The organism is Shewanella sp. AS1 (assembly GCF_021412565.1).
In the GTDB taxonomy this organism is placed as follows: domain Bacteria; phylum Pseudomonadota; class Gammaproteobacteria; order Enterobacterales; family Shewanellaceae; genus Shewanella.
The window spans coordinates 463,679-483,749 of record NZ_JAKCLJ010000001.1 but is presented as its reverse complement, the minus strand read 5'-3'; the positions used below and the strand labels follow the sequence as shown (position 1 = coordinate 483,749).

Below are 20,071 nucleotides of genomic sequence, written 5' to 3'. Positions count from 1 at the left end.
TTAACTCCCGCTGAGGACTTCCTGTTCTATGCCTGTAACAACTGTTACTTGACCTAGATTATCTCGACCAAAACTGACTTGACTGGAGATCTCTATTCGCCGACATTGAAATGAACCTGCTTGGTTCGCATTACCCCTACGCTGACAGCTCACATTTTTAGGCTGTACTATCAAGTTTCCTGTACCATCATCGACCAGTGGTAAAGGAGTGAGTACCTGCGTCCCTCCTGAAAAACTATTTTGATCATCTATCGCTGTCATACTTGCTAAAAAAGCTGGCGTTTTATTCAGTAAGATCGCGGCGACACCACCATCGGCTAAAGCCTTGGCTTCCACCCTTTCTGAACCCGCCCCCGCCATTCGCAGTGATTGGGTCGAGTTTACTGCCAACGCCACTCCAATCACAGTCATCATGATCAAAATAATTAATGAGAAAAAAAGCACTACACCTTGCTGTTTTTTATAGCTTTTGACACCTTTATTCATATAAGCCTCAATTAACCACTAATCAAAACAGGGTTTTCTAACACAACCGTTGTGGACATCACCTTACGGCGATAATTGTCATTGGGCGCTGCAATTGCCTTATCCCCTAATTGATAGGTTGTTTCATTAGTATAAGTTCTATCTTGCTTAATCGAACGCACTAATAGATAAACCTTAACCGCAACAATTCGCCAAGATTGCATGTTTAACCACATTGAATTACTGATACTTGTCGCCGGAACGAAACGATTCGGCACACCGTCACCATTTTCATCATCAATGCCATAAAGAATTCGCATATTTTCAATCCCTTCAACAAGCTGCTCTTCGTTATTCATTCCATTTACCGTTGTTAACGTGCGTCTTCGTAACACAGGGATATCCCCATCATCCTTGATAAAATAAACATGATGCTGATATTCCCAAAATCGAGCATTAGTGATGGTAGGGGTCGTCTGGTTGCCTGTGAAGAATGTTGCACCATCGGATGTCGTGGCTACATAATGACGTGTGGCTGCAGTGGGTAAAAGTGTATTTGGACCGACCAATCTTTTCAGCTGTAACACATCGGTATTGGTATTGACTGCATTGACGGTGTTCAAACAAGTTAAACTTGCACCACCCACACCTTGCTCATAGCCCCAGATCAAGCGAAAATGTGCCGGAGTTCCAATAGGTAAACTCGCATTATTAACACCTCCGATACAGTCATTTGGTACGGCAGCAGATAAAACTGTTGTGTTACCTTCTATCCCAACTGAAAGGTCAGTTCCAGTCATATCACCAAAAAAACCCACTTGACTTAGATCTTTTTCCATTATCGCCAAAGCAATTCGGCCATTTTCCTGTAACTGATTAAATTGACTGGTAGTGGTGACATTAGAAGAGGACATGCTGAACATGGTGAATACACCGGCGGTCAAAAACAGGGCGATGACCATAGCCACCATCAATTCGACCAGTGACATACCAGTTTGAAATTTCGCGAAATTATTGGTTATCGTTTTCATCTAGATAATCACCGTTTGAATAGAAAACACTCGACGGTTTACTGTTGTTGCCGCGCAGCTAGTATCAACATCTGCTTCAGTTATTTTAGTTTCCCTTATTCCTTTCCAAGCCATTACCACTGTCACTGTATTGGCTGCAACTGTAATACAGGCCGTTGGCGTATCTAAACCGCCGACATTATTTCCACCAGCCACTTCTGCGGCACCAGAGAATAGAGACTGCCACTCATAGAGATCCCAATCTTTCATCTCGGCAAAAGAGCAATCAGCAGCAGTGCCAGTACAAGCTGTAGGAGCGGTACCAGAAGGTGAACCAGGGTAAGTACCAGCATAATTAGCAAGTTGACTCGGATTCAACCTCATCCGGTTAATGATGTCATTGGCGTAATAGGAGGCTTGGGTTTGCTGAAAGGACTCAAAGCTACCACGCTTAGCGACAATATGAAGGTTAAATATTCCCACTAAGCCAATAACTAAAATGATCAGAGATACCATCACCTCGATCAATGTCATGCCTTTCTCGCGTTTTATCATGCCGTCAAATCTCCGCTGTTCGCCATAATCTTGACAGTAAAACAAGCAATTTAATCCTTTAAAATCCGTTAGTTAGATTAATAAAATGACTATACTTGCTAATCAAGTCATAGTCTAATATTACTGACTGTCAATGTTGTAATAGTAGACTCTAATAACACAATTTGTTATGCCAGCGTTAAATTTTATGCGAGATAGGGCTTCATCAGCAAGAAGTTACTAATGTAAAAGGGCAGGAAAAAAGGAAAGGAGGCATAAGCCTCCTTTCCTTTTTTGAACTGTTTTGTTTAAACGGTTTGGTTTGAACTGTTTTCTTTGAACTGCTCTGTTCAAACTATGCCTGAATGGCGCCTATATCAATAGACTAGTTACAGTTTTTCAATAAGTGCATTAACGCAGCTCGGCAGGCACCGCAAATACGGTATCTTCTTTACGGCCTTCAACTTCGGTGATCACACTCGGCGCAAGCTGGGCTATGGCATCGATCACTTGTTGAACCAGCACTTCAGGCGCAGAAGCTCCCGCTGTGACCGCAACCTTTTCAACCCCATTAAACCACTGACGGCTGATATCGGATGCATTATCCACCAGATAAGACTGAGTGCCTTTCTTGATAGCCAGCTCCATCAGACGATTAGAGTTAGAGCTGTTTTTCGAGCCGACAACGATAAATAAGTCCACATCATCGGCCACGTTGCGCACCGCATCCTGACGATTTTGAGTCGCATAGCAGATATCATCTTTACGCGGCCCCTGAATCGAGGGGAAGCGCTTTTGCAGCGCGGCTATCACATCGGCAGTGTCATCCATAGACAGGGTAGTCTGAGTAACAAAGCACAAGTTATCGGGATCTTTCACCACTAAAGCTTCTACATCCGCAGGCGACTCCACCAGCAGCACACCACCTTCAGGATTGTCGTATTGCCCCATTGTGCCTTCCACCTCAGGATGGCCCGCATGACCAATCAGGATACACTCTATTCCCTTACGGCTTGCACGGGTCACCTGCAGATGCACCTTAGTCACGAGCGGACAAGTGGCATCGAATACCCGCAATCCACGCTGTTTTGCCTCTGCGCGTACCGCCTGAGACACACCATGGGCACTGAAGATCACTATGCTGTCATCCGGCACCTGCTCCAGTTCATCAACAAACACTGCGCCCCTGTCTTTTAAGTTTTGAACCACATATCGATTGTGCACTACTTCATGGCGCACATAAATCGGTGGTGAAAACAATTCAAGGGCACGTTCAACTATGCTGATCGCCCTATCGACACCGGCACAAAAACCGCGAGGATTGGCTAACTTAATCTGCAAGCTTTTAGGGGGATTGATCATTGTCATGATTAGAGTACCTGAACAACTTCCAATTCGAAGGTGACGCTATGGCCAGCCAGGGGATGGTTAAGATCCACAGTCACAGAGTCCCCAGCAACCTCACGCACAATTCCTGGGATCTCGCTACCGCCTGGACCGGCAAAACTGACTATAACGCCCGCTTGCAGCTCCATATCCGCCGGAAACTTGCTTCTGTCCAGATAGTGAATTGCATCGGGATTAGACTCACCAAAGGCGTCTGCTGGAGCTAACGTAAAACTGTGTTTGTCACCTTCATTTAAATTAACGATTTCCGCCTCGAACGCTGGGCTCAGCGTCTGATCACCGATATTGAGCTTAGCAGGCTTACCTGAGGCCTTAGTGCTATCGGCGGTCGAGCCATCTTCTAACACTATATTCATGTGGGAAAGTATTGAACGCGTCACTGACACTGTTTACCCCTTGGCAGCATGGTTGCTGTCTTTACTGCTAGCCCAAAACGAGTCGAGAATAATCAAACCTGCGCCGACACAGATGGCCGAATCGGCAATATTAAAGGCGGGAAAATGGCTGGTATTCCAATAGAAATCCAAAAAATCCACCACGAAGCCATGTTGCAGACGATCGATAAGGTTACCCAGCGCCCCGCCTATGACCAGCGTATAAGCAAGATTGAGTCGCCACAGCGAGTGAGACTGCTTTCGCAGCCACACAGTCAACAGGGCACTGAATCCCACGGCAACAAAGGTAAACAGCCAGCGTTGCCAGCCGCCCGCATCACTTAGAAAACTAAACGCCGCACCATAATTTCGCACATAGGTGAAATTAAACACAGGCAGCAAGCGAACCGATTCATACAGTTCGAAGTTAGCTAACACCCATTGCTTGGATAGCTGATCGATAAGAAAAACCGCTACAACGACCCAATACCAACGCAAGCCACTCTCTTTCCAACTCAATGGCATCAACAAATCCTTATGCAAATTGACGAACTTCGCCGTCGCCTTCAATATTGGTTACACAGCGAGTACACAGAGTCGGATGCTCGGCTACCTGCCCCACTTCTTCCCTGTGATGCCAGCAGCGCTCACACTTGTGCGCCTCTGACTTAGTCAGCCCAAGTTTAAGACCGGCAAGCTCGGTTTCAATGGCATCCGCTGGTGCAGTGGCTAAATCCACTAAGCTAGTCTTAGAAGTCAGCAACACGAAGCGCAGCTCGTCGCCCAACACAGCTAATGAAGACTTCAAGGCTTCATCGGCATACAGGGTAATTTCCGCTTCCAGAGAACCACCAATCTGCTTCTCACGGCGGGCATTTTCAATCACCTTATTGACTTCATCGCGAACGCTGAGCAGTTGCTGCCAGTATTCATCGCTAAGATCTGTATCTAAGGTGACCGACTTAAGGCCGTCGTACCAAGTTTGGGTAAACACAAACTCGCTGCGCTCGCCTGGCAGTAATTGCCAGATCTCATCGGCGGTGAAACTCAAAATAGGCGCAACCCAACGCACCATAGCCTCGGCAATTAAGTAGAGTGCAGACTGACAGCTACGACGGGCATGACTGGTATCTTTGGCGGTATATTGTCTGTCTTTGATGATATCTAAGTAGAAACTACCCAGCTCAACCGAGCAGAACTGCATCAGCTTTTGAGTCACGATATGGAAGTTATATTGCTCATAGGCTTCCAAAATCTCTTCCTGCAGCGAGGCTGCACGGCGAACGACCCAGCGATCCAGCGCCACCATATCTTCAACCGCAACCATATCCGTTACCGGATCGAAACCATTGATGTTAGCGAGCAGGAAGCGGGCCGTGTTACGGATACGACGATAGGCATCGGCGCTGCGCTTTAAGATCTCATCGGAAACTGTCATCTCGCCGCTGTAATCGGTTGCTGCAACCCAAAGACGCAGAATGTCGGCGCCCAGTTTGTTGGTCACATGCAGGGGTGCTATCACGTTACCGACAGATTTAGACATCTTACGCCCCTGACCATCCACGGTGAAACCGTGAGTCAGCACTTGCTTATAAGGTGCCTTGCCATTCATGGCGGTTGAGATCATCAAAGATGACATAAACCAGCCGCGGTGCTGATCGCTGCCCTCTAAATAAAGATCGACTGGATGGCCGTTAAATTCGGGACGCGACGCCACAACCGATGAGAAGGTCGAGCCAGAGTCATACCAAACATCCAGGGTATCGGTCACTTTACGGTACTGCTCGGCTTCATAGCCCAGTAATTCCGCGGCGTCGAGATCCCACCAAGCCTGAATACCTTGCTGCTCGATACGATTCGCCACGCGCTCCATTAGGGAGACGCTATCTGGATGCAACTCTTCGGTATCACGGTGTACAAATAGGGTAATAGGTACGCCCCAAGTACGCTGGCGCGAGATACACCAGTCAGGACGGTTCTCGACCATCTTCTCGATACGGCTCTGTCCCCAAGCTGGGATCCACTGGGTCTGCTCAATCTCACTCAATGCTTGCTGACGCAGCCCTTTTTGTTCCATAGAGATAAACCACTGCGGCGTGGCGCGGAAGATGATAGGTGTCTTGTGGCGCCAGCAGTGTGGATAGCTGTGATTTAAGGCTACATGATTAAGCAGTGCGCCCTTCTCTTCGAGCAGTGCAATCACACTCTTATTGGCTTTAAACACATGCTGACCGGCAAAAATTTCGGTATCGGCTTTATAGACGCCGTTATCGCCCACTGGGTTAGCCACTTCTAAGCCATATTTCTGACCCACAACGAAGTCATCCTGACCATGACCAGGGGCGGTATGCACAACACCCGTACCCGAATCGACAGTCACATGTTCGCCTAAGATCACTGGCACATCGAATTCATAGAAGGGGTGATTAAAGCGAAGTAGTTCAAGTTCGCTGCCGCTTGTGGTGCCAAGCACGCTATGAGACTCGGCGCCAAAACGCTCGAGGCAAGACTCAACCAAGTCCGATGCCAAGATCAGTGCGCGGCTCTCGCCTGCTTTGGTCATCTCAACCAGGGTATATTCGATATTCGCCGCAACCGAGAGTGCGCGGTTAGCAGGCAGAGTCCAGGGCGTCGTGGTCCAGATCACCATAGCCACGTCTTGGGCATAATCAGTCACGCCAAACTTGGCGAGAACGGCCGCTTTATCGACCGCGCTAAAGGCCACATCGATGGCGGGTGACATCTTGTCTTCATACTCAACTTCTGCCTCTGCTAATGCAGAGCCACAGTCGGTACACCAATGCACAGGCTTAACCCCCTTGTGCAGGTGGCCACTTTCAATCACCTTAGACAGAGAGCGGACAATGTTCGCCTCTGTGCTGTAGTCCATGGTCAGGTAAGGGTTTTGCCAATCGCCTAACACGCCCAGACGGATAAAGTCGCTACGCTGGCCATCAACCTGCTTGGCCGCATAATCACGACACTGCTGACGAAACTCGGCCGCTGTCACTTTCTGACCAGGCTTACCCACTTTCTGCTCGACTTTCAGTTCGATAGGCAGGCCGTGGCAATCCCAACCGGGAATGTAAGGCGCATCGAAGCCAGACAAGGTTTTTGACTTGATAATTATGTCTTTGAGGATCTTGTTAACCGAGTGACCAATATGAATATCGCCGTTCGCATAAGGAGGGCCATCATGCAAAATAAAAGGCTTAGCGCCGGTGCGACTTTCACGAATCTTCTGGTACAGACCCTTCTCGGTCCAAGACTTCAACATCTCTGGCTCGCGATTAGCCAAGTTACCACGCATCGGAAAATCGGTTTCCGGCAAATTCAAAGTAGATTTATAGTCGCTCATTGATCCTATACCGTTCATTTAACTAACAGAACTTAGCCTGCATCAAAGCCAAGCAGAGCCATAGCCCTGTCAGCATCATTTTTAATTTGTTGCTTCAGCGCATCTAATGATTTAAATGGCTGTTCATCCCGAATCTTTGCCACCAGCTCGACTTCAACTGTCTTTCCATAAAGATCATCATTAAAATCAAACAGGTGGACTTCTAACTGACAATGTTGTCCATTCACAGTCGGCCTGTAGCCCACATTGGCCACGCCGTCATAAATATCGCTGCCATCCCAAAACAGTTTAACGGCAAACACGCCGCGTACCGGCGAGACTTTGCGTTTAAGGGCAATATTGGCAGTCGGAAAGCCTAAGGTGCGGCCAATCTTATCGCCGTGGGCAACCTTACCACTTAAGGTGACAGGATGACCCAGCAGGCGCCGTGCCTGTTCTAAATTCCCCTTGGCCAGCAGTGCACGTATCTCTGTGGAACTGACACGCTTGTCCGCCAGCATAAAACTTTGGGTGCTGACCACGGCAAAACCAAACTTCTCGCCCGCGGCCTTGAGCATCTGAAAATTACCGACCCGCTGCTTACCAAAGCAGAAATCGTCGCCCACAACCAAATACTTTACGCCCAGCTGCTTAACCAGTAACTGCTCGATGAAATCCTCGGCGGCCATGCTGGCAAACTTATGATTGAAATTAACGCACAGCAGACGCTCGACGCCTAATTCGTCGAGCAACATAATTTTATCCCTAAGCAGACTCAAACGCGCCGGAGCGCTGTCGCCACAAAATAGCTCCTGGGGCTGCGGCTCAAAAGTCATTACAGTTGCAGGCACACCAAGTTGTTTTGCTTTCTGAACCAGAGCCGAGATCACTTCGCCATGACCTCGATGGACACCATCGAAGTTACCAATAGTCAGTACACAACCATGGTGTCTGGGCAAAATATTATGTATACCGCGGATCAGTTCCATTACATTCAGTCATTAGCAAGCACAAGTGCGCCGGATTATATACCAGCTGAGCAGGATAATCAGCACTCAAACGCCAGCTTTCATTCTCCAGGGGCGAATTCCTAACGATACCATAACCAGCAGATAGACCACAGCACCGCTGCCAATCATTTGCAGCAGCTTGATACACCTTTGCATAAAGTCAAAAGCAAGCCATTGCTCCATCGCTGGCATCAAGTAATAGAGGGTTGCCACCATAAAGGCTGCGGCGACGATAGCCTTAGCCAAAAACAGCAGCGTGGCCCGGCTGACGCGATAGACTCCCGCCTTATGCAGCCCTCGATAAAGCAGACTTGCATTAAGCAGCGCCGACATGGAAGTGGCCATCGCCAGCCCCACATAACCAAATGGAAACACTAAAATAAGGTTAAACACCATATTACTCACCATGGCGATAATGCCGTAACGCACAGGTGTCTTGGTATCCTGGCGCGAATAGTAACCCGGCGCCAATACCTTAATCAGCATGAAGCTCAGCAGACCGCTGCCATAAGCCATCAAACTCAATGACGCCATATTGACATCGTCGACACCAAAGGCGCCGCGCATAAACAGCACCATCAGCATAGGTTTAGCCAGCACAATCAGGCCGCACATGGCCGGTATCCCCAGTAGTAAAATCGCTTTGATGCCCCAATCCATGGTCTGGGCAAATCCCTGCCCTTGGGCATTAACATGGTTACGGGACAGCGCGGGCAAAATAACAGTGGCAATGGCGATACCAAACAGGCCAAGGGGAAACTCCAGTAATCTGTCCGAATAGTAGAGCCAGCTGATAGAGCCTGTTACTAGGAAACTGGCAATAAAAGTATCGAGCAATAGATTAATCTGGGAGACAGACACACCAAAGAGCGCAGGCAACATTAAGGTTCTTATCTTAACCACCCCAGGATGATGCCAGCCCCAAGAGGGCTTAACCAGCGCCTTTTCCCGCAGCAGAAACGGGATCTGAAACAGAAATTGGATCACGCCGCCAGCAAAGACGCCCCACGCCAGACCTATCTCAGGTTGCGCGAGTTTTGGCGCTAAAAAGATAGCCGCAGCGATAATCGCCACATTGAGAAACACAGGCGTAAAGGCCGATACCGCAAATCGTCCCCGGGTATTGAGTATAGAGCCCGCCAGCGCAGTAAAGGTAATAAACCACAGATAGGGAAAGGTAATTTTGAGCATGAGTGATGCCAGCTCAAACTTCTCGCCATTGGGCTCATCATTGAGCCAAGCAAGAAACCAGCCGCCACCAAACAAGGCGGTGAGCACTGGCGAGGCGATCACCCCGATTAAGGTCACGATTGTCACCACCAGTCCCAAGGTGCCTGCCACTTTCGCCAGCAACAGACGAACGGCTTCATCCTGCTGTTTTTCCTGATATTCAGTTAATACCGGCACAAATGCCTGGGCAAAGGCCCCTTCGGCGAAGAGTCGACGTAAAAAATTGGGAATTTTATTGGCAAAGAAAAAAACGTCTGCGCTGCTTCCCGCACCCATTAAATTGGCAATGACAACATCACGAACGAGCCCTAATACTCGGGAGATCAGTGTCATAGCACTGACTATCAATCCCGACTTAAACAATTTTCTGCTCAAATTGACTCCTAAGCGAACCCAGACAAAGCCCAGCTATCGACTAAAAAGTCGACTTACCCCCTGTCACCACGCAGTTTTTACTGCTAGAATTGCGCACCATATTACACGAGTTAGGTTGAAGATAGCTAAGACTGCTCGGATTAATTTATCTTTAAGCTAAAGATCCGATCATTGTCATTGACAAAGTGACAAAAAAAAGGCATATTCCTCGACCTTTAAAAATATCTAACCCTTTTAGGAGTTGCACCTTGGCTAATAGCAAGTCTGCAAAGAAGCGCGCGCTTCAATCTGAAAAACGTCGTCAGCACAACGCTAGCCGTCGTTCTATGTTACGTTCATACGTTAAGAAAGTAATCGCTGCAATCAACGCTGGCGATCACAAAGCGGCTACTGAAGCGTTTAACGCTGCACAACCAATTGTTGACCGTATGGCGACTAAAGGCCTTATTCACAAGAATAAAGCTGCTCGTCATAAGTCTCGCCTAAACGCTAAAATTAAAGCACTTGTTGCTTAATTTTACTGGCGAAATAAAAAAACCGGCTTAAGCCGGTTTTTTTGTGCCCGAGTTTTAGACTTAGCTTGAGTTTAAAACCAGCAGCCTTTCAGCTAGCCTCAGAATAAAAATAAAAAAAACTGGCATAATTTGCACTATGCCAGTTTTGCAGCAAGCCAAGCTCAACATTAATGACAATAGAAATTGTTCAGTAACTTGATGATCTCTGAAACCTCTTTACTCTTGAGCGAGTAAAACACGGTTTGCGCTTCTTTACGTGTCTCGACTAAGTTATCTTTACGAAGCCAGGCTAAGTGCTGCGACAACGCAGACTGACTTAGGCCTAGCTTCTTATTCATTTCGCCGACACACATCTCACCTTCGCTGAGAAGGTAACACAAAATAAATAACCGGCGCTCATTCGCTAACGCCTTAAGCAATACAACAGCATTGTCCGCTCGTTGTTGCATTAGTTCTATATTCATTACGAGCTATTTCTCCTAAATCAAACCCCGCACTAATATAGCCTTGACTTAAAGATATAGTCGGGACATGAAGCACACTTTTTGTTAGATTGTTTTCAAAAATGGGACATACGTAGTAAAAATTAAGGAAACTCATGAAAAGCTCCCCTCTTCTCTTGGTCTGTAGCCTCTTTTTGACCACATTAATAGGCTGTCAAAGCACACTAACAAAAGACGAAAATCAGGATGTTAGCCTGCAACTTAAACAACAGGCATTAGACTCAAACTTGGCGTACGAAATTGTCGAATCACTGACAGTTGAAGTCGGGCCAAGACTGGCCGGAAGCCCACAGGATCTTGTTGCTGTGCAATGGGCCGAAGCTAAGCTGAGCACCCTAGGGTTTGACAAAGTTTATAAAGAAGCAGTGCAAGTGCCCGTCTGGCATCGCGGCGACGCCAAGGCTCAAGTCATCTCGCCCTATCCTCAGCCTCTGGTTATCACAGCCTTAGGTGGCAGTGTGGCAACACCTGAGGGCGGAATAACGGCGCCTGTGGCGCGTTTTGCTACCTTAGCCAACTTAGAAGCCGCCCCTGCCGATAGCCTCAAAGGGAAAATCGCCTTTATCGATAACATCACCCCCCGCTTTAAAAACGGCAAAGGTTACGGGATCACAGTCGGCGGCCGCTCTAAAGGTGCCGTAGAAGCTGCCAAAAAGGGCGCCGTTGCCATTATGATCCGCTCCATAGGCACAGATCATGACCGCATGGCGCATACCGGCATAATGCGCTACCAGGAGGATGTCACAAAAATACCTGCTGCCGCCATGTCCAATCCGGATGCGGATCTGATAGGCCTGATGTTAAAGCGCGATCCTAACGTCTTAGTGCACCTCGAGCTCTCGGCCGAAAACCAAGGCTTTGCCACCTCCTATAATGTGATAGCCGAAGTCAGCGGCAGCACCAAACCCGATGAGATAGTGCTAATAGGCGCGCACTTAGACTCTTGGGATGAAGGTACGGGTGCTATCGATGATGGAGCAGGCGTGGCCATTGTCACCACAGCTGGTCACTTGATCTCTAAGCTGCCACAAAAACCGGCCCGCACGGTTAGGGTTGTACTGTATGCAGCCGAAGAGGTTGGTTTAGTCGGTGGTAAGGCCTATGCCAAGGCCCATCAAGCTGAGTTGGATAAGCACTATATCGCCGCCGAGTCAGACTTTGGCGCGGGTGAGATTTACCGCATCGATTTTAAGGTGGCTCAGCAGGCGTTAGACGCAATTAAGACCCATAGCGCCAGTATGCAGGCTAATGGCGTTGAACTGGGTGATAACACTGGCTCAGGCGGCCCTGATGTCTCTATGTTGCCATCCTATGGCGTGCCCGTGGCATCACTTCGTCAAGATGGCACAGACTATTTCGACTATCACCATACGCCAAACGATACCTTAGACAAGATAGATCCTAAGGCATTAGCGCAAAATGCAGCTGCCTACGCCCAGTTTGCCTACTTGATGGCACAATCTGAAATTAACCTAAGACCGCTGCAACAGCAGGATAAATAAACCTCTTTTGCTGAGTCGATAAAAAATGCCAGTCACCACTTATGAAATTTAGCGTGATTGGCATTTTATTAAGAACAAACCCTTGGGTTAAAGTTGATTATTGCTCTTCACGCAAGAAGACTGGCTCATTCACGCTGGACTCGGCCTCACTGTAATAGTAGCCGCCGGTATCAAACTGAATTAGGCCATCATAGTCTTTAACCTTGTTATCCAGCAGGTAACGCGCCATCATACCGCGAGCCTTCTTGGCAAAGAAACTGATCACCTTGTATTGGCCGTTCTTCTTATCCTTAAACACTGGCGTGATCAACTGCCCTTGCAGCTGTTTGGGTTTAACCGATTTGAAATACTCGTTGGAAGCCAGGTTCACAATAATCTCATCGCCCTGGGCCGCTAACGCCTGATTTACCTTATCCGTGATTACCTCGCCCCAGAACTGATACAGGTTAGCACCTCTAGGATTGGCCAGCTTAGTGCCCATCTCCAGACGATAGGCCTGCATCAGATCCAGTGGCCGCAATAATCCATAAAGTCCTGATAAGATGCGTAACTGCTTCTGCGCCCGCTCAAGGCTCGCCTTAGATAAACTGTCGGCATCTAAGCCTGTGTAGACATCACCGCGAAAAGCAAACAGCGCCTGCTTAGCATTGTTTGGAGTAAACTCTGGTGTCCAGGACTCAAAACGCGCGGCATTCAGCCCCGCTATCTTATCACTGACTTTCATCAGGGAGGCGATATCTGCCGGGGTTAACTCACGGCACACCTGAATCAACTCCTGACTGTGGGAAAGTAAATCTGGCTGGGTATATTCAGCGGTTTTGGCGGGATTGTCATAATCCAATGTCTTGGCTGGAGAGACTAAAATCAGCATCTAACATCCTTTACTAAGAGCAAGTTAATTGGCTCCATCATACTGATGCTGACATAAAAAAACCACGCTAAGGCGCGTGGTTTTTTAGATAGTGCTAATTGATATTTCAGTTCAGCCGTAACAGCCTAGTGCTAATTTACGATTAAAACTGCACTACTTTTGCGACTCACCTTGAAGCTCAGTCGCCTGCCCTTGCCAGATATCATCCTGGGCGTTAGCGATCCCAGGAAACTTAGCTGAGTCAAAAGTGGGCTCCAGACCTTGCTTCACCTGCTTCTCATAATCTTTGATCACCGCAAAGGCGACTTTAGAAAGCATCATGATGGCTGCAATATTCACCAGCGCCATTAAGCCCATAGAGACATCTGCAAAGTTCCAGACCAGCTGTAATGAGGCAACCGAGCCCGCCATCACCATAGCCAGAACCAGCGCGCGGAACACATACAGCACTTTCTTGCTCTTACATAAAAACAGGATGTTATTCTCTGCATAGCTGTAGTTGGCTATGATTGAAGAGAAACAAAACAGCAAGATAGCGAATGAAATAAAGTAGGTTGACCAGGCGCCCATCTCATTGCTCAAGGCTAACTGCAACAGTCCAATCCCTTTCTGATCGCCAGGATTATCCAATACCCCAGACAGCAGAATAATAGCCGCCGATGCGGTGCAGATAACAAGCGTGTCAACAAATACGCCTATCATCTGCACAAAACCTTGAGAGGCAGGATGATTAGGGTTAGGTGAAGCAGAGGCGGCAATATTGGCCGCGCTGCCCATACCTGCTTCATTAGAGAACAGACCACGAGCTACACCCGCCATGATGGCGCCCATCATGCCGCCGGTAGCCTCTTGCCAGCCAAAGGCGCTCTTGACGATAAACACGAGTGCATCGGGTACCTTTTCAATATTCATCACCAAGACAACCAGGGCGATTGCCAGGTAAACTACGGCCATTACCGGCACGATAAGTTCAGAGGCATTAGCCACTTTTCGCAGGCCACCGACAATAATGTATCCTGTCATGGTCACGATTATCAGCCCCATCACCGTCTTATCAATACCAAAGGCATTATTGAGCGCATCTGTGATGGTATTAGCCTGCGCAGCATTAAAGGCAAAACCAAAGGCAATGATCAGCAGCACAGAAAACAGGCTGCCCATCCAGCGCTTACCTAAGCCTTTTTCCATGTAGTAAGCCGGACCACCGCGGTACTGACCATCGCTATCACGCTCTTTATAGACCTGCGCCAGTGTGGATTCGACAAACGCAGTAGCCATGCCCAGCAAGGCTATCAACCACATCCAGAAAATCGCACCGGCACCGCCGACAGTAATAGCGACGGCCACGCCGGCCATATTGCCTGTACCTACGCGCGCGGCCATAGAGGTACAAAAAACCTGGAATGAGGAGAGTCCGTCAGTCTTTTCTCTGCCTTGGATAACAAGCTTAGCCCCGTGGCCAAACAATCTGAACTGGATAAAACCTAATCTAAGGGTAAAAAACAGACCAGCTAAGACCAGGACATAGATCAGTACGCTTCCCCATAACATGCCATTGAGAGCGTCGATAACCGACTCAATGACATTGACGAATGATTCAAACATAACTTTTGCTTCTCTCTTCAAATGAGTTAACTGAAAATGGATTCAGCTAAAATAATTAATTGTTAATATGTTTCCATTTTGTTCTAAAAATAACAGAAGATTAATACCTTAAGACTGACCTTCAAGCATGCGATAACTGCGTCCCTTTGCTATTGAACCCATCAAAATAACACATCTACCAAAAATACCTACGTGACCCCGCTCGCAATTGGCTATTTAAACGACACACTCGTCACACCAAAGATACAAATGGACTACATTATTAACTTGTAGTAACTCAGAGTTTACCAAAGTTAATTAGTGTTAACTCAGTTTAATTGAGTTTACAAAAATCAGATACCGAACACATTTTTGTAATAAAACAACAAATATAGTGACTACATGCGATTTTATTGATTCTTAGCTTACAACTAATGAGGTTCTTTATGTCACAACAAGAGATAACTGCACTCAAGAAATTTGTTAGGGCGACCAACTTTCTCGCCACATCACAAATATACTTGAAAAAGAATGTGTTACACAAACGCCCACTGGAACATGGTGATATAAAGCCCAGACTATTAGGCCACTGGGGAACTTGTCCGGGTATCAACTTCGTCTACGCTAACGTCAATCGTCTCATCAAGAAAAATAATCGCTCTTTCCTCTACTTAGTCGGCCCTGGTCATGGTTTCCCCGCCGTTCAAGCCAACCTCTTCATGGAAGGCTCTCTCAGCCACTATTATCCAGACATCATCCCCTATAACGAGACTGGCATCGAAGATATTTGTAAGAAATTTTCAGCCGCCTATGGCTACCCTTCACATGCTAACCCCGAAGCACCTGGCCAAATTCTAGAAGGCGGTGAATTGGGTTATTCCCTTTCGGTTGCCTGGGGAGCCGTGCTGGATAATCCAGACCTTATCGCCGCGGTACTGATAGGCGATGGTGAATCAGAAACCGGCCCATTAGCGGCCTCTTGGTATGCAAACCGTTTGGTCAACCCGGCCAATAACGGCGCTGTGCTGCCTATCGTCCACATCAATGGCTATAAGATCTCAGGCCCGACCCGCATGGGCCGCATGAGCCATGAAGAACTTGAGCTTGAATTTAAGGGTTTAGGTTATTTCCCCATCATAGTGGACAGCGAGCTAGAAGAAGATGTCTATGTGCAGATGATTAAAGCCATGGACACCAGCTATGAGATGATCAACGCCATCCAGAAACGTGCCCGCGGCGGTGAGGACGTGGTTAAGCCTCAATGGCCAGTGATCTTGATGCGCACGGCCAAAGGCTGGACAGGTGTCGCCGAAGACAATGGTAAGAAACTGGAAGGCAACTGTGAGTCACACCAAGTGATCGTTAACAAGTGTGCCACTGACAAAGGGCATCTTGCTGCATTAGACGGCTGGCTTGCTAGCTACAAGTTCCATGAACTTTATAGCATCGATGACAATAACCAAATTGTGTTCGATAAAGATATTCAATCCCTGTTGCCACCCAAAGAACTCACCTGTGGCAGACAACATTTGAGTTATGGCGGCGAAGTGGTTCGTGCACTGGCAACGCCGGATCTGACCACCTTAGCCTATGGCGCCGAGACGCCTCGCGGCACCCGTGGCTACTCTATGTTGAAAATGGGTCAGTGGATGCGCGATGCGTTCAAGCTCAACCGGGATCAGCGCAACCTGCGCATCTTCAGTCCAGACGAAACTTACTCTAACCAGTTACAGGCTGTATTCGAAGAGACTGATCGCGCCTGGCAATGGCCAATCGAAAGCTGGGATGAAGATATGTCCCGTGATGGCCGAGTATTAGAACTGCTCTCTGAAAACCTGCTGTTTGGTATGCTACACGGTTATACGGTTACTGGGCGTCACGGCATGTTCCCCACCTATGAGTCATTCTCACAAGTGGTTTCTTCCATGGCCGACCAATACTGTAAATATGTTTACGCGAGCCAAGGGGTGCATTTCCGCAAGCCGGTTCCGGCCTGCAACGTGGTTCTATCTTCCCTGCTTGAACGTCAGGATCATAACGGTTACTCACACCAAAACCCCTCTTTCCTCGGCGCCATGTTAGAGAAGCATCCGAAGATTATCTCTGCCTATCTGCCAGCCGATGCCAACACGACTCTGGTTTACACAGAGCGTGCCTTTGCCGACCGCGATAAACTCAACATTATCGCCGCCGGTAAGAAAGAGCTGCCTCAATGGCTGACACTGGATGAGGCGAGACAGCAGGTAAAAGACGGCGTGATGATCTGGGACTTTGCCTCTGATGAAAATCCAGATGTGGTGCTTGCAGGTTGTGGTGACTATGTGACTCAGGAGTGTATGGCGTCACTGGTACTGCTGCGAGAACTACTGCCTCGGGTGCGGGTGCGTTTTGTCAGTGTGACCGAACTGACCAGTAGTGGCTTAGGCAGTCCTAAATTCCAGAGCAAGCCCTGGCGCATGGATGAGATCTTCACCACAGATAAAGGTGTGGTATTTAACTATCACGGCTATCCCAATACCATTAAGAAGCTAGTGTTCGATTATAAAGGCAGCCATAGATTCCGTATCAAAGGCTATGAAGAGGAAGGCTCGACCACAACCCCATTCGATATGGGTGTGCGTAACGGTACCTCACGCTATCACTTAGTGATCGACATGGCTTATAAGCTGTTCCAGCAAGGTGTTATCGATGAGACTCAGCACGTCGCCATCACAACCGATATGCTGCAACGCCTGGTTGACCACAGAAACTATATCAAGGCCAACGGTGTCGACCCGAGCAATATCGAAAATTGGAACTGGACTCGATAATGGGTTAACCCCAAAGTAAAACCCAAAAAAGGTGCTTTTTATAAAGCACCTTTTTTATTGGTTCTCCACCCTGCGGGGGCAAAAAAGCTGCCCCCTTATTGGAAATATTTCGGTTTACATCAGATACTACTAATGCTGGCAATAATAGCAAAAGGGTTCTTCACTCAGTGTCAGCATGTTTTTAGCGACTAAAAACTATCTGGGAGAAAAGGATTTGATGATGAACAATAAATTACAAGCCATGCTATTAGTCTGTGCACTTCCCTTTTCGGCTCAAGCCGCTCAGGAACTCAGCCCCTGGTATCTTGGGGCCGGTCTTGGACTCAATAACTATGAGCCTAACTGCGATCAGAAAACCATGAGAGAGTGTGGCGAAGATGAGCCCTACGCCTGGGATCTGTTCGCCGGCTACCTGTTTAGCGACAACTTTAGTGTCGAACTGGGCTATCGTGAACTCGGTCGCGCCGAATGGACAGATTATTCAGGCAAGCTGAATGATGTCGGTGCCCATGGCGTCGCTGCCGGGCTGGTCACCTCCTGGCCCCTATTCACTCGATTCACATTTTCGGCTGAAGCTGGGGCAATGCACTACCTTATCTATAACAATAAACAGTGGGGCAGCGAATATTACAGCGATAACGGTATCGCCCCCTATATTGGGGTCGGCCTTGGTTATCAGATAACAGACAACCTCAAGGTGCAAGCCAAATACCGTCGCTATGAAAATCTTGATGAAACCGTGTGGAACACGCTGGAGATGGAGAGTAACTACTACGGCTTAGCCCTACTGTGGCGTTTTGGCAGTTATACATCAGAGCCAGCGCCAGCTGCCATGGCCCCTATGGATGATGATAACGACGGCGTCAATAACGAGCAGGATCAATGTCCAGACACCCCAGCCACTCACTTGACCGATGCCATGGGATGTACCCAGTATCACTTCGTCGAGGGAACAGTCGATTTTCAATTGGATCATATCAACTTTGAGAATGATTCAGATGTGATCAAAGAGGAGCATCACGACGAACTGGATAAGCTGGCCAGCTACATGAAAGAAAATGAACGGGTCGTGGTCGAACTTGCCGGCCACTCATCGAATATCGGGGATCCCGATTACAATATGCAACTCTCGGATCGCCGGGCTAATGCAGTCAGGAATATGTTGATAGAAAAATACGGTATCACTGGCGAGCGCATCACGGCAAAGGGATACGGCGTAACCCAACCAGTAGCGCAAGGCAATAATCCACAAGCCCATAGCGTTAACCGCCGGATTGAGGCTCATGTCAGTGGTGAAATGAAAAAACCGATATTAAAGTAATTTTTATGACCTTGGCCGCACTTGTAAAAATCGTTGCACAGCAGCGATTTTTTTCCAATTCGGACAATAAAGTTATACTTTACACTTTAGAAGTGAAACCAAGCATATTAAGAGAGTCAAGCACAGCAGGAATTTACTGACACAAAGTAACTTTTTGGTAATTTTTTTTCACTTATGGTTGGAAAATATGCCAAGATCGCGTCTAATAGCGTTAGTAAATAACACAAGCTGCAGATTAGAAAGGATGTAATTTTCATGGCCAATACACTCGAACAATTTAAGTCACTCACTACCATAGTTGCCGATACCGGTGATATTGAAGCGATTAAGCGTTATCACCCAGAAGATGCCACCACCAATCCATCGCTAATCCTAAAAGCAGCCCAAATCCCTGAATATCAACACCTGATCGATAACGCTATCGAATGGGCTAAAGGCCAGAGTGATGACCTCGCTCAGCAAGTAGAAGATGCAGGTGATAAGTTAGCTGTCAATATCGGTGTCGAGATCTTAAAAATTGTTCCAGGTCGCATCTCTACCGAAGTGGATGCCAGGCTCTCATTCGACAAAGCCGCTTCAATAGAGAAAGCTCATAAACTCATCAAGCTTTACCAAGAAGCGGGCATAGATAAATCTCGCATCCTGATCAAACTGGCTTCAACTTGGGAAGGGATCTGTGCGGCTAAACAGCTGGAACAGGAAGGTATCAACTGTAACCTGACTCTGCTCTTCTGTTTTGCTCAGGCCCGTGCCTGCGCCGAAGCTGGTGTTTACCTTATCTCACCTTTTGTTGGCCGAATTCTCGATTGGTATAAAAAAGACACTGGGCTTGATTATGCAGCCAATGAAGATCCTGGTGTCGTTTCGGTAACCAACATCTACAACTACTACAAGCGCCATGGCTTTAATACCGTTGTGATGGGAGCCAGCTTCCGCAATACAGGCGAGATCATGGAACTTGCCGGTTGTGATCGTCTCACTATCGGCCCTGGGCTGCTCGAAGAGCTGGCTAACTCTAGTGCCCCTGTGGTACAAAAGCTCCACGCAACAACCGAAGTTGTCGCACCGGGCGCAGCAATGACAGAAGCCCAGTTCCGCTGGGAGTTCAACCAAGATGCCATGGCGGTTGAGAAATTAGCCGAAGGGATCCGTAACTTTGCCATAGACCAAGAGAAACTGGAGCAGATGCTGACAGCTCAGCTACAAGGTTAAGTTCAGGAGGA

Annotated in this window: 17 protein-coding genes; 5 read left to right on the top strand and 12 right to left on the bottom strand. The window is 47.9% G+C overall.

The window, feature by feature from the left end:
* From LZP69_RS02230 to murJ, 9 genes are all read right to left on the bottom strand, one after another.
* Positions 1-486 (bottom strand): pilus assembly PilX family protein, encoded by a 486-nt coding sequence (locus LZP69_RS02230; protein WP_234198549.1) that lies wholly within the window; start codon positions 484-486, stop codon positions 1-3.
* 11 nt (positions 487-497) lie between these two features.
* Positions 498-1,496 carry a PilW family protein gene (locus LZP69_RS02225; RefSeq protein ID WP_234198548.1) on the bottom strand — a complete coding sequence of 333 codons (999 nt, stop codon included), beginning with the start codon at positions 1,494-1,496 and terminating at the stop codon, positions 498-500.
* Positions 1,497-2,030, bottom strand: a complete 534-nt coding sequence (pilV, locus tag LZP69_RS02220) for a type IV pilus modification protein PilV (RefSeq protein ID WP_234198547.1) — start codon at positions 2,028-2,030, stop codon at positions 1,497-1,499.
* A 390-nt stretch (positions 2,031-2,420) separates the two neighbouring features.
* The gene (ispH, locus tag LZP69_RS02215) at positions 2,421-3,350 is read right to left on the bottom strand and encodes a 4-hydroxy-3-methylbut-2-enyl diphosphate reductase (protein ID WP_234198936.1); all 930 of its coding nucleotides are present in this window, start codon (positions 3,348-3,350) and stop codon (positions 2,421-2,423) included.
* A gap of 29 nt (positions 3,351-3,379) precedes the next feature.
* Positions 3,380-3,802 (bottom strand): FKBP-type peptidyl-prolyl cis-trans isomerase, encoded by a 423-nt coding sequence (gene fkpB / locus LZP69_RS02210; RefSeq protein ID WP_234198546.1) that lies wholly within the window; start codon positions 3,800-3,802, stop codon positions 3,380-3,382.
* 3 nt (positions 3,803-3,805) lie between these two features.
* On the bottom strand, positions 3,806-4,315 hold the full coding sequence (gene lspA, locus LZP69_RS02205) for a signal peptidase II (RefSeq protein ID WP_234198545.1): 510 nt from the start codon (positions 4,313-4,315) through the stop codon (positions 3,806-3,808).
* 10 nt (positions 4,316-4,325) lie between these two features.
* Positions 4,326-7,148: an isoleucine--tRNA ligase gene (gene ileS, locus LZP69_RS02200; RefSeq protein ID WP_234198544.1), complete on the bottom strand. Its 2,823-nt coding sequence runs from the start codon at positions 7,146-7,148 to the stop codon at positions 4,326-4,328.
* Between the two features lie 32 nt (positions 7,149-7,180).
* Positions 7,181-8,116 (bottom strand): bifunctional riboflavin kinase/FAD synthetase, encoded by a 936-nt coding sequence (ribF, locus tag LZP69_RS02195; RefSeq protein WP_234198543.1) that lies wholly within the window; start codon positions 8,114-8,116, stop codon positions 7,181-7,183.
* Between the two features lie 66 nt (positions 8,117-8,182).
* On the bottom strand, positions 8,183-9,742 hold the full coding sequence (gene murJ, locus LZP69_RS02190) for a murein biosynthesis integral membrane protein MurJ (protein WP_234198542.1): 1,560 nt from the start codon (positions 9,740-9,742) through the stop codon (positions 8,183-8,185).
* 248 nt (positions 9,743-9,990) lie between these two features.
* Between murJ and rpsT the strand changes: the two genes are divergently transcribed.
* Positions 9,991-10,257 (top strand): 30S ribosomal protein S20, encoded by a 267-nt coding sequence (gene rpsT / locus LZP69_RS02185; protein ID WP_234198541.1) that lies wholly within the window; start codon positions 9,991-9,993, stop codon positions 10,255-10,257.
* Between the two features lie 167 nt (positions 10,258-10,424).
* Here the strand turns inward: rpsT and LZP69_RS02180 are convergent, their stop codons facing one another.
* The gene (locus LZP69_RS02180; protein WP_234198540.1) at positions 10,425-10,721 is read right to left on the bottom strand and encodes an ArsR/SmtB family transcription factor; all 297 of its coding nucleotides are present in this window, start codon (positions 10,719-10,721) and stop codon (positions 10,425-10,427) included.
* A gap of 134 nt (positions 10,722-10,855) precedes the next feature.
* Here LZP69_RS02180 and LZP69_RS02175 point away from each other — a divergent pair, with 134 nt between their 5' ends.
* Positions 10,856-12,262, top strand: a complete 1,407-nt coding sequence (locus LZP69_RS02175; RefSeq protein WP_234198539.1) for a M28 family peptidase — start codon at positions 10,856-10,858, stop codon at positions 12,260-12,262.
* Positions 12,263-12,359: 97 nt separating this feature from the next.
* On the opposite strand, the gene yaaA is transcribed toward LZP69_RS02175, so the two are convergent.
* Together yaaA and LZP69_RS02165 are read right to left on the bottom strand one after the other, a co-directional pair.
* Positions 12,360-13,133 (bottom strand): peroxide stress protein YaaA, encoded by a 774-nt coding sequence (gene yaaA / locus LZP69_RS02170; RefSeq protein WP_234198538.1) that lies wholly within the window; start codon positions 13,131-13,133, stop codon positions 12,360-12,362.
* A gap of 153 nt (positions 13,134-13,286) precedes the next feature.
* On the bottom strand, positions 13,287-14,738 hold the full coding sequence (locus LZP69_RS02165; protein WP_234198537.1) for an alanine/glycine:cation symporter family protein: 1,452 nt from the start codon (positions 14,736-14,738) through the stop codon (positions 13,287-13,289).
* A gap of 425 nt (positions 14,739-15,163) precedes the next feature.
* On the opposite strand from LZP69_RS02165, the gene LZP69_RS02160 reads away from it, so the two are divergent.
* From LZP69_RS02160 to tal, 3 genes are all read left to right on the top strand, one after another.
* Positions 15,164-17,527, top strand: coding sequence for a phosphoketolase family protein (locus LZP69_RS02160; RefSeq protein WP_234198536.1), 2,364 nt, complete (start codon positions 15,164-15,166; stop codon positions 17,525-17,527).
* Positions 17,528-17,747: 220 nt separating this feature from the next.
* Complete coding sequence (locus tag LZP69_RS02155; protein WP_326490245.1) at positions 17,748-18,848, top strand: OmpA family protein; 1,101 nt, start codon at positions 17,748-17,750, stop codon at positions 18,846-18,848.
* Positions 18,849-19,103: 255 nt separating this feature from the next.
* Positions 19,104-20,060 carry a transaldolase gene (gene tal / locus LZP69_RS02150; RefSeq protein ID WP_234198534.1) on the top strand — a complete coding sequence of 319 codons (957 nt, stop codon included), beginning with the start codon at positions 19,104-19,106 and terminating at the stop codon, positions 20,058-20,060.
* The last annotated feature ends 11 nt before the right edge of the window (positions 20,061-20,071 follow it).

Excerpts from the sequence above, each read along its gene's own strand:
- LZP69_RS02225 (WP_234198548.1), bottom strand. The coding sequence starts at position 1,496 with ATGAAAACGATAACCAATAATTTCGCGAAATTTCAAACTGGTATGTCA.
- LZP69_RS02180 (WP_234198540.1), bottom strand. The coding sequence starts at position 10,721 with ATGAATATAGAACTAATGCAACAACGAGCGGACAATGCTGTTGTATTG.
- yaaA (WP_234198538.1), bottom strand. The coding sequence starts at position 13,133 with ATGCTGATTTTAGTCTCTCCAGCCAAGACATTGGATTATGACAATCCC.
- LZP69_RS02175 (WP_234198539.1), top strand. The coding sequence starts at position 10,856 with ATGAAAAGCTCCCCTCTTCTCTTGGTCTGTAGCCTCTTTTTGACCACA.
- ileS (WP_234198544.1), bottom strand. The coding sequence starts at position 7,148 with ATGAGCGACTATAAATCTACTTTGAATTTGCCGGAAACCGATTTTCCG.
- LZP69_RS02160 (WP_234198536.1), top strand. The coding sequence starts at position 15,164 with ATGTCACAACAAGAGATAACTGCACTCAAGAAATTTGTTAGGGCGACC.
- tal (WP_234198534.1), top strand. The coding sequence starts at position 19,104 with ATGGCCAATACACTCGAACAATTTAAGTCACTCACTACCATAGTTGCC.
- pilV (WP_234198547.1), bottom strand. The coding sequence starts at position 2,030 with ATGATAAAACGCGAGAAAGGCATGACATTGATCGAGGTGATGGTATCT.
- LZP69_RS02230 (WP_234198549.1), bottom strand. The coding sequence starts at position 486 with ATGAATAAAGGTGTCAAAAGCTATAAAAAACAGCAAGGTGTAGTGCTT.
- ribF (WP_234198543.1), bottom strand. The coding sequence starts at position 8,116 with ATGGAACTGATCCGCGGTATACATAATATTTTGCCCAGACACCATGGT.
- LZP69_RS02165 (WP_234198537.1), bottom strand. The coding sequence starts at position 14,738 with ATGTTTGAATCATTCGTCAATGTCATTGAGTCGGTTATCGACGCTCTC.
- lspA (WP_234198545.1), bottom strand. The coding sequence starts at position 4,315 with ATGCCATTGAGTTGGAAAGAGAGTGGCTTGCGTTGGTATTGGGTCGTT.
- LZP69_RS02155 (WP_326490245.1), top strand. The coding sequence starts at position 17,748 with ATGAACAATAAATTACAAGCCATGCTATTAGTCTGTGCACTTCCCTTT.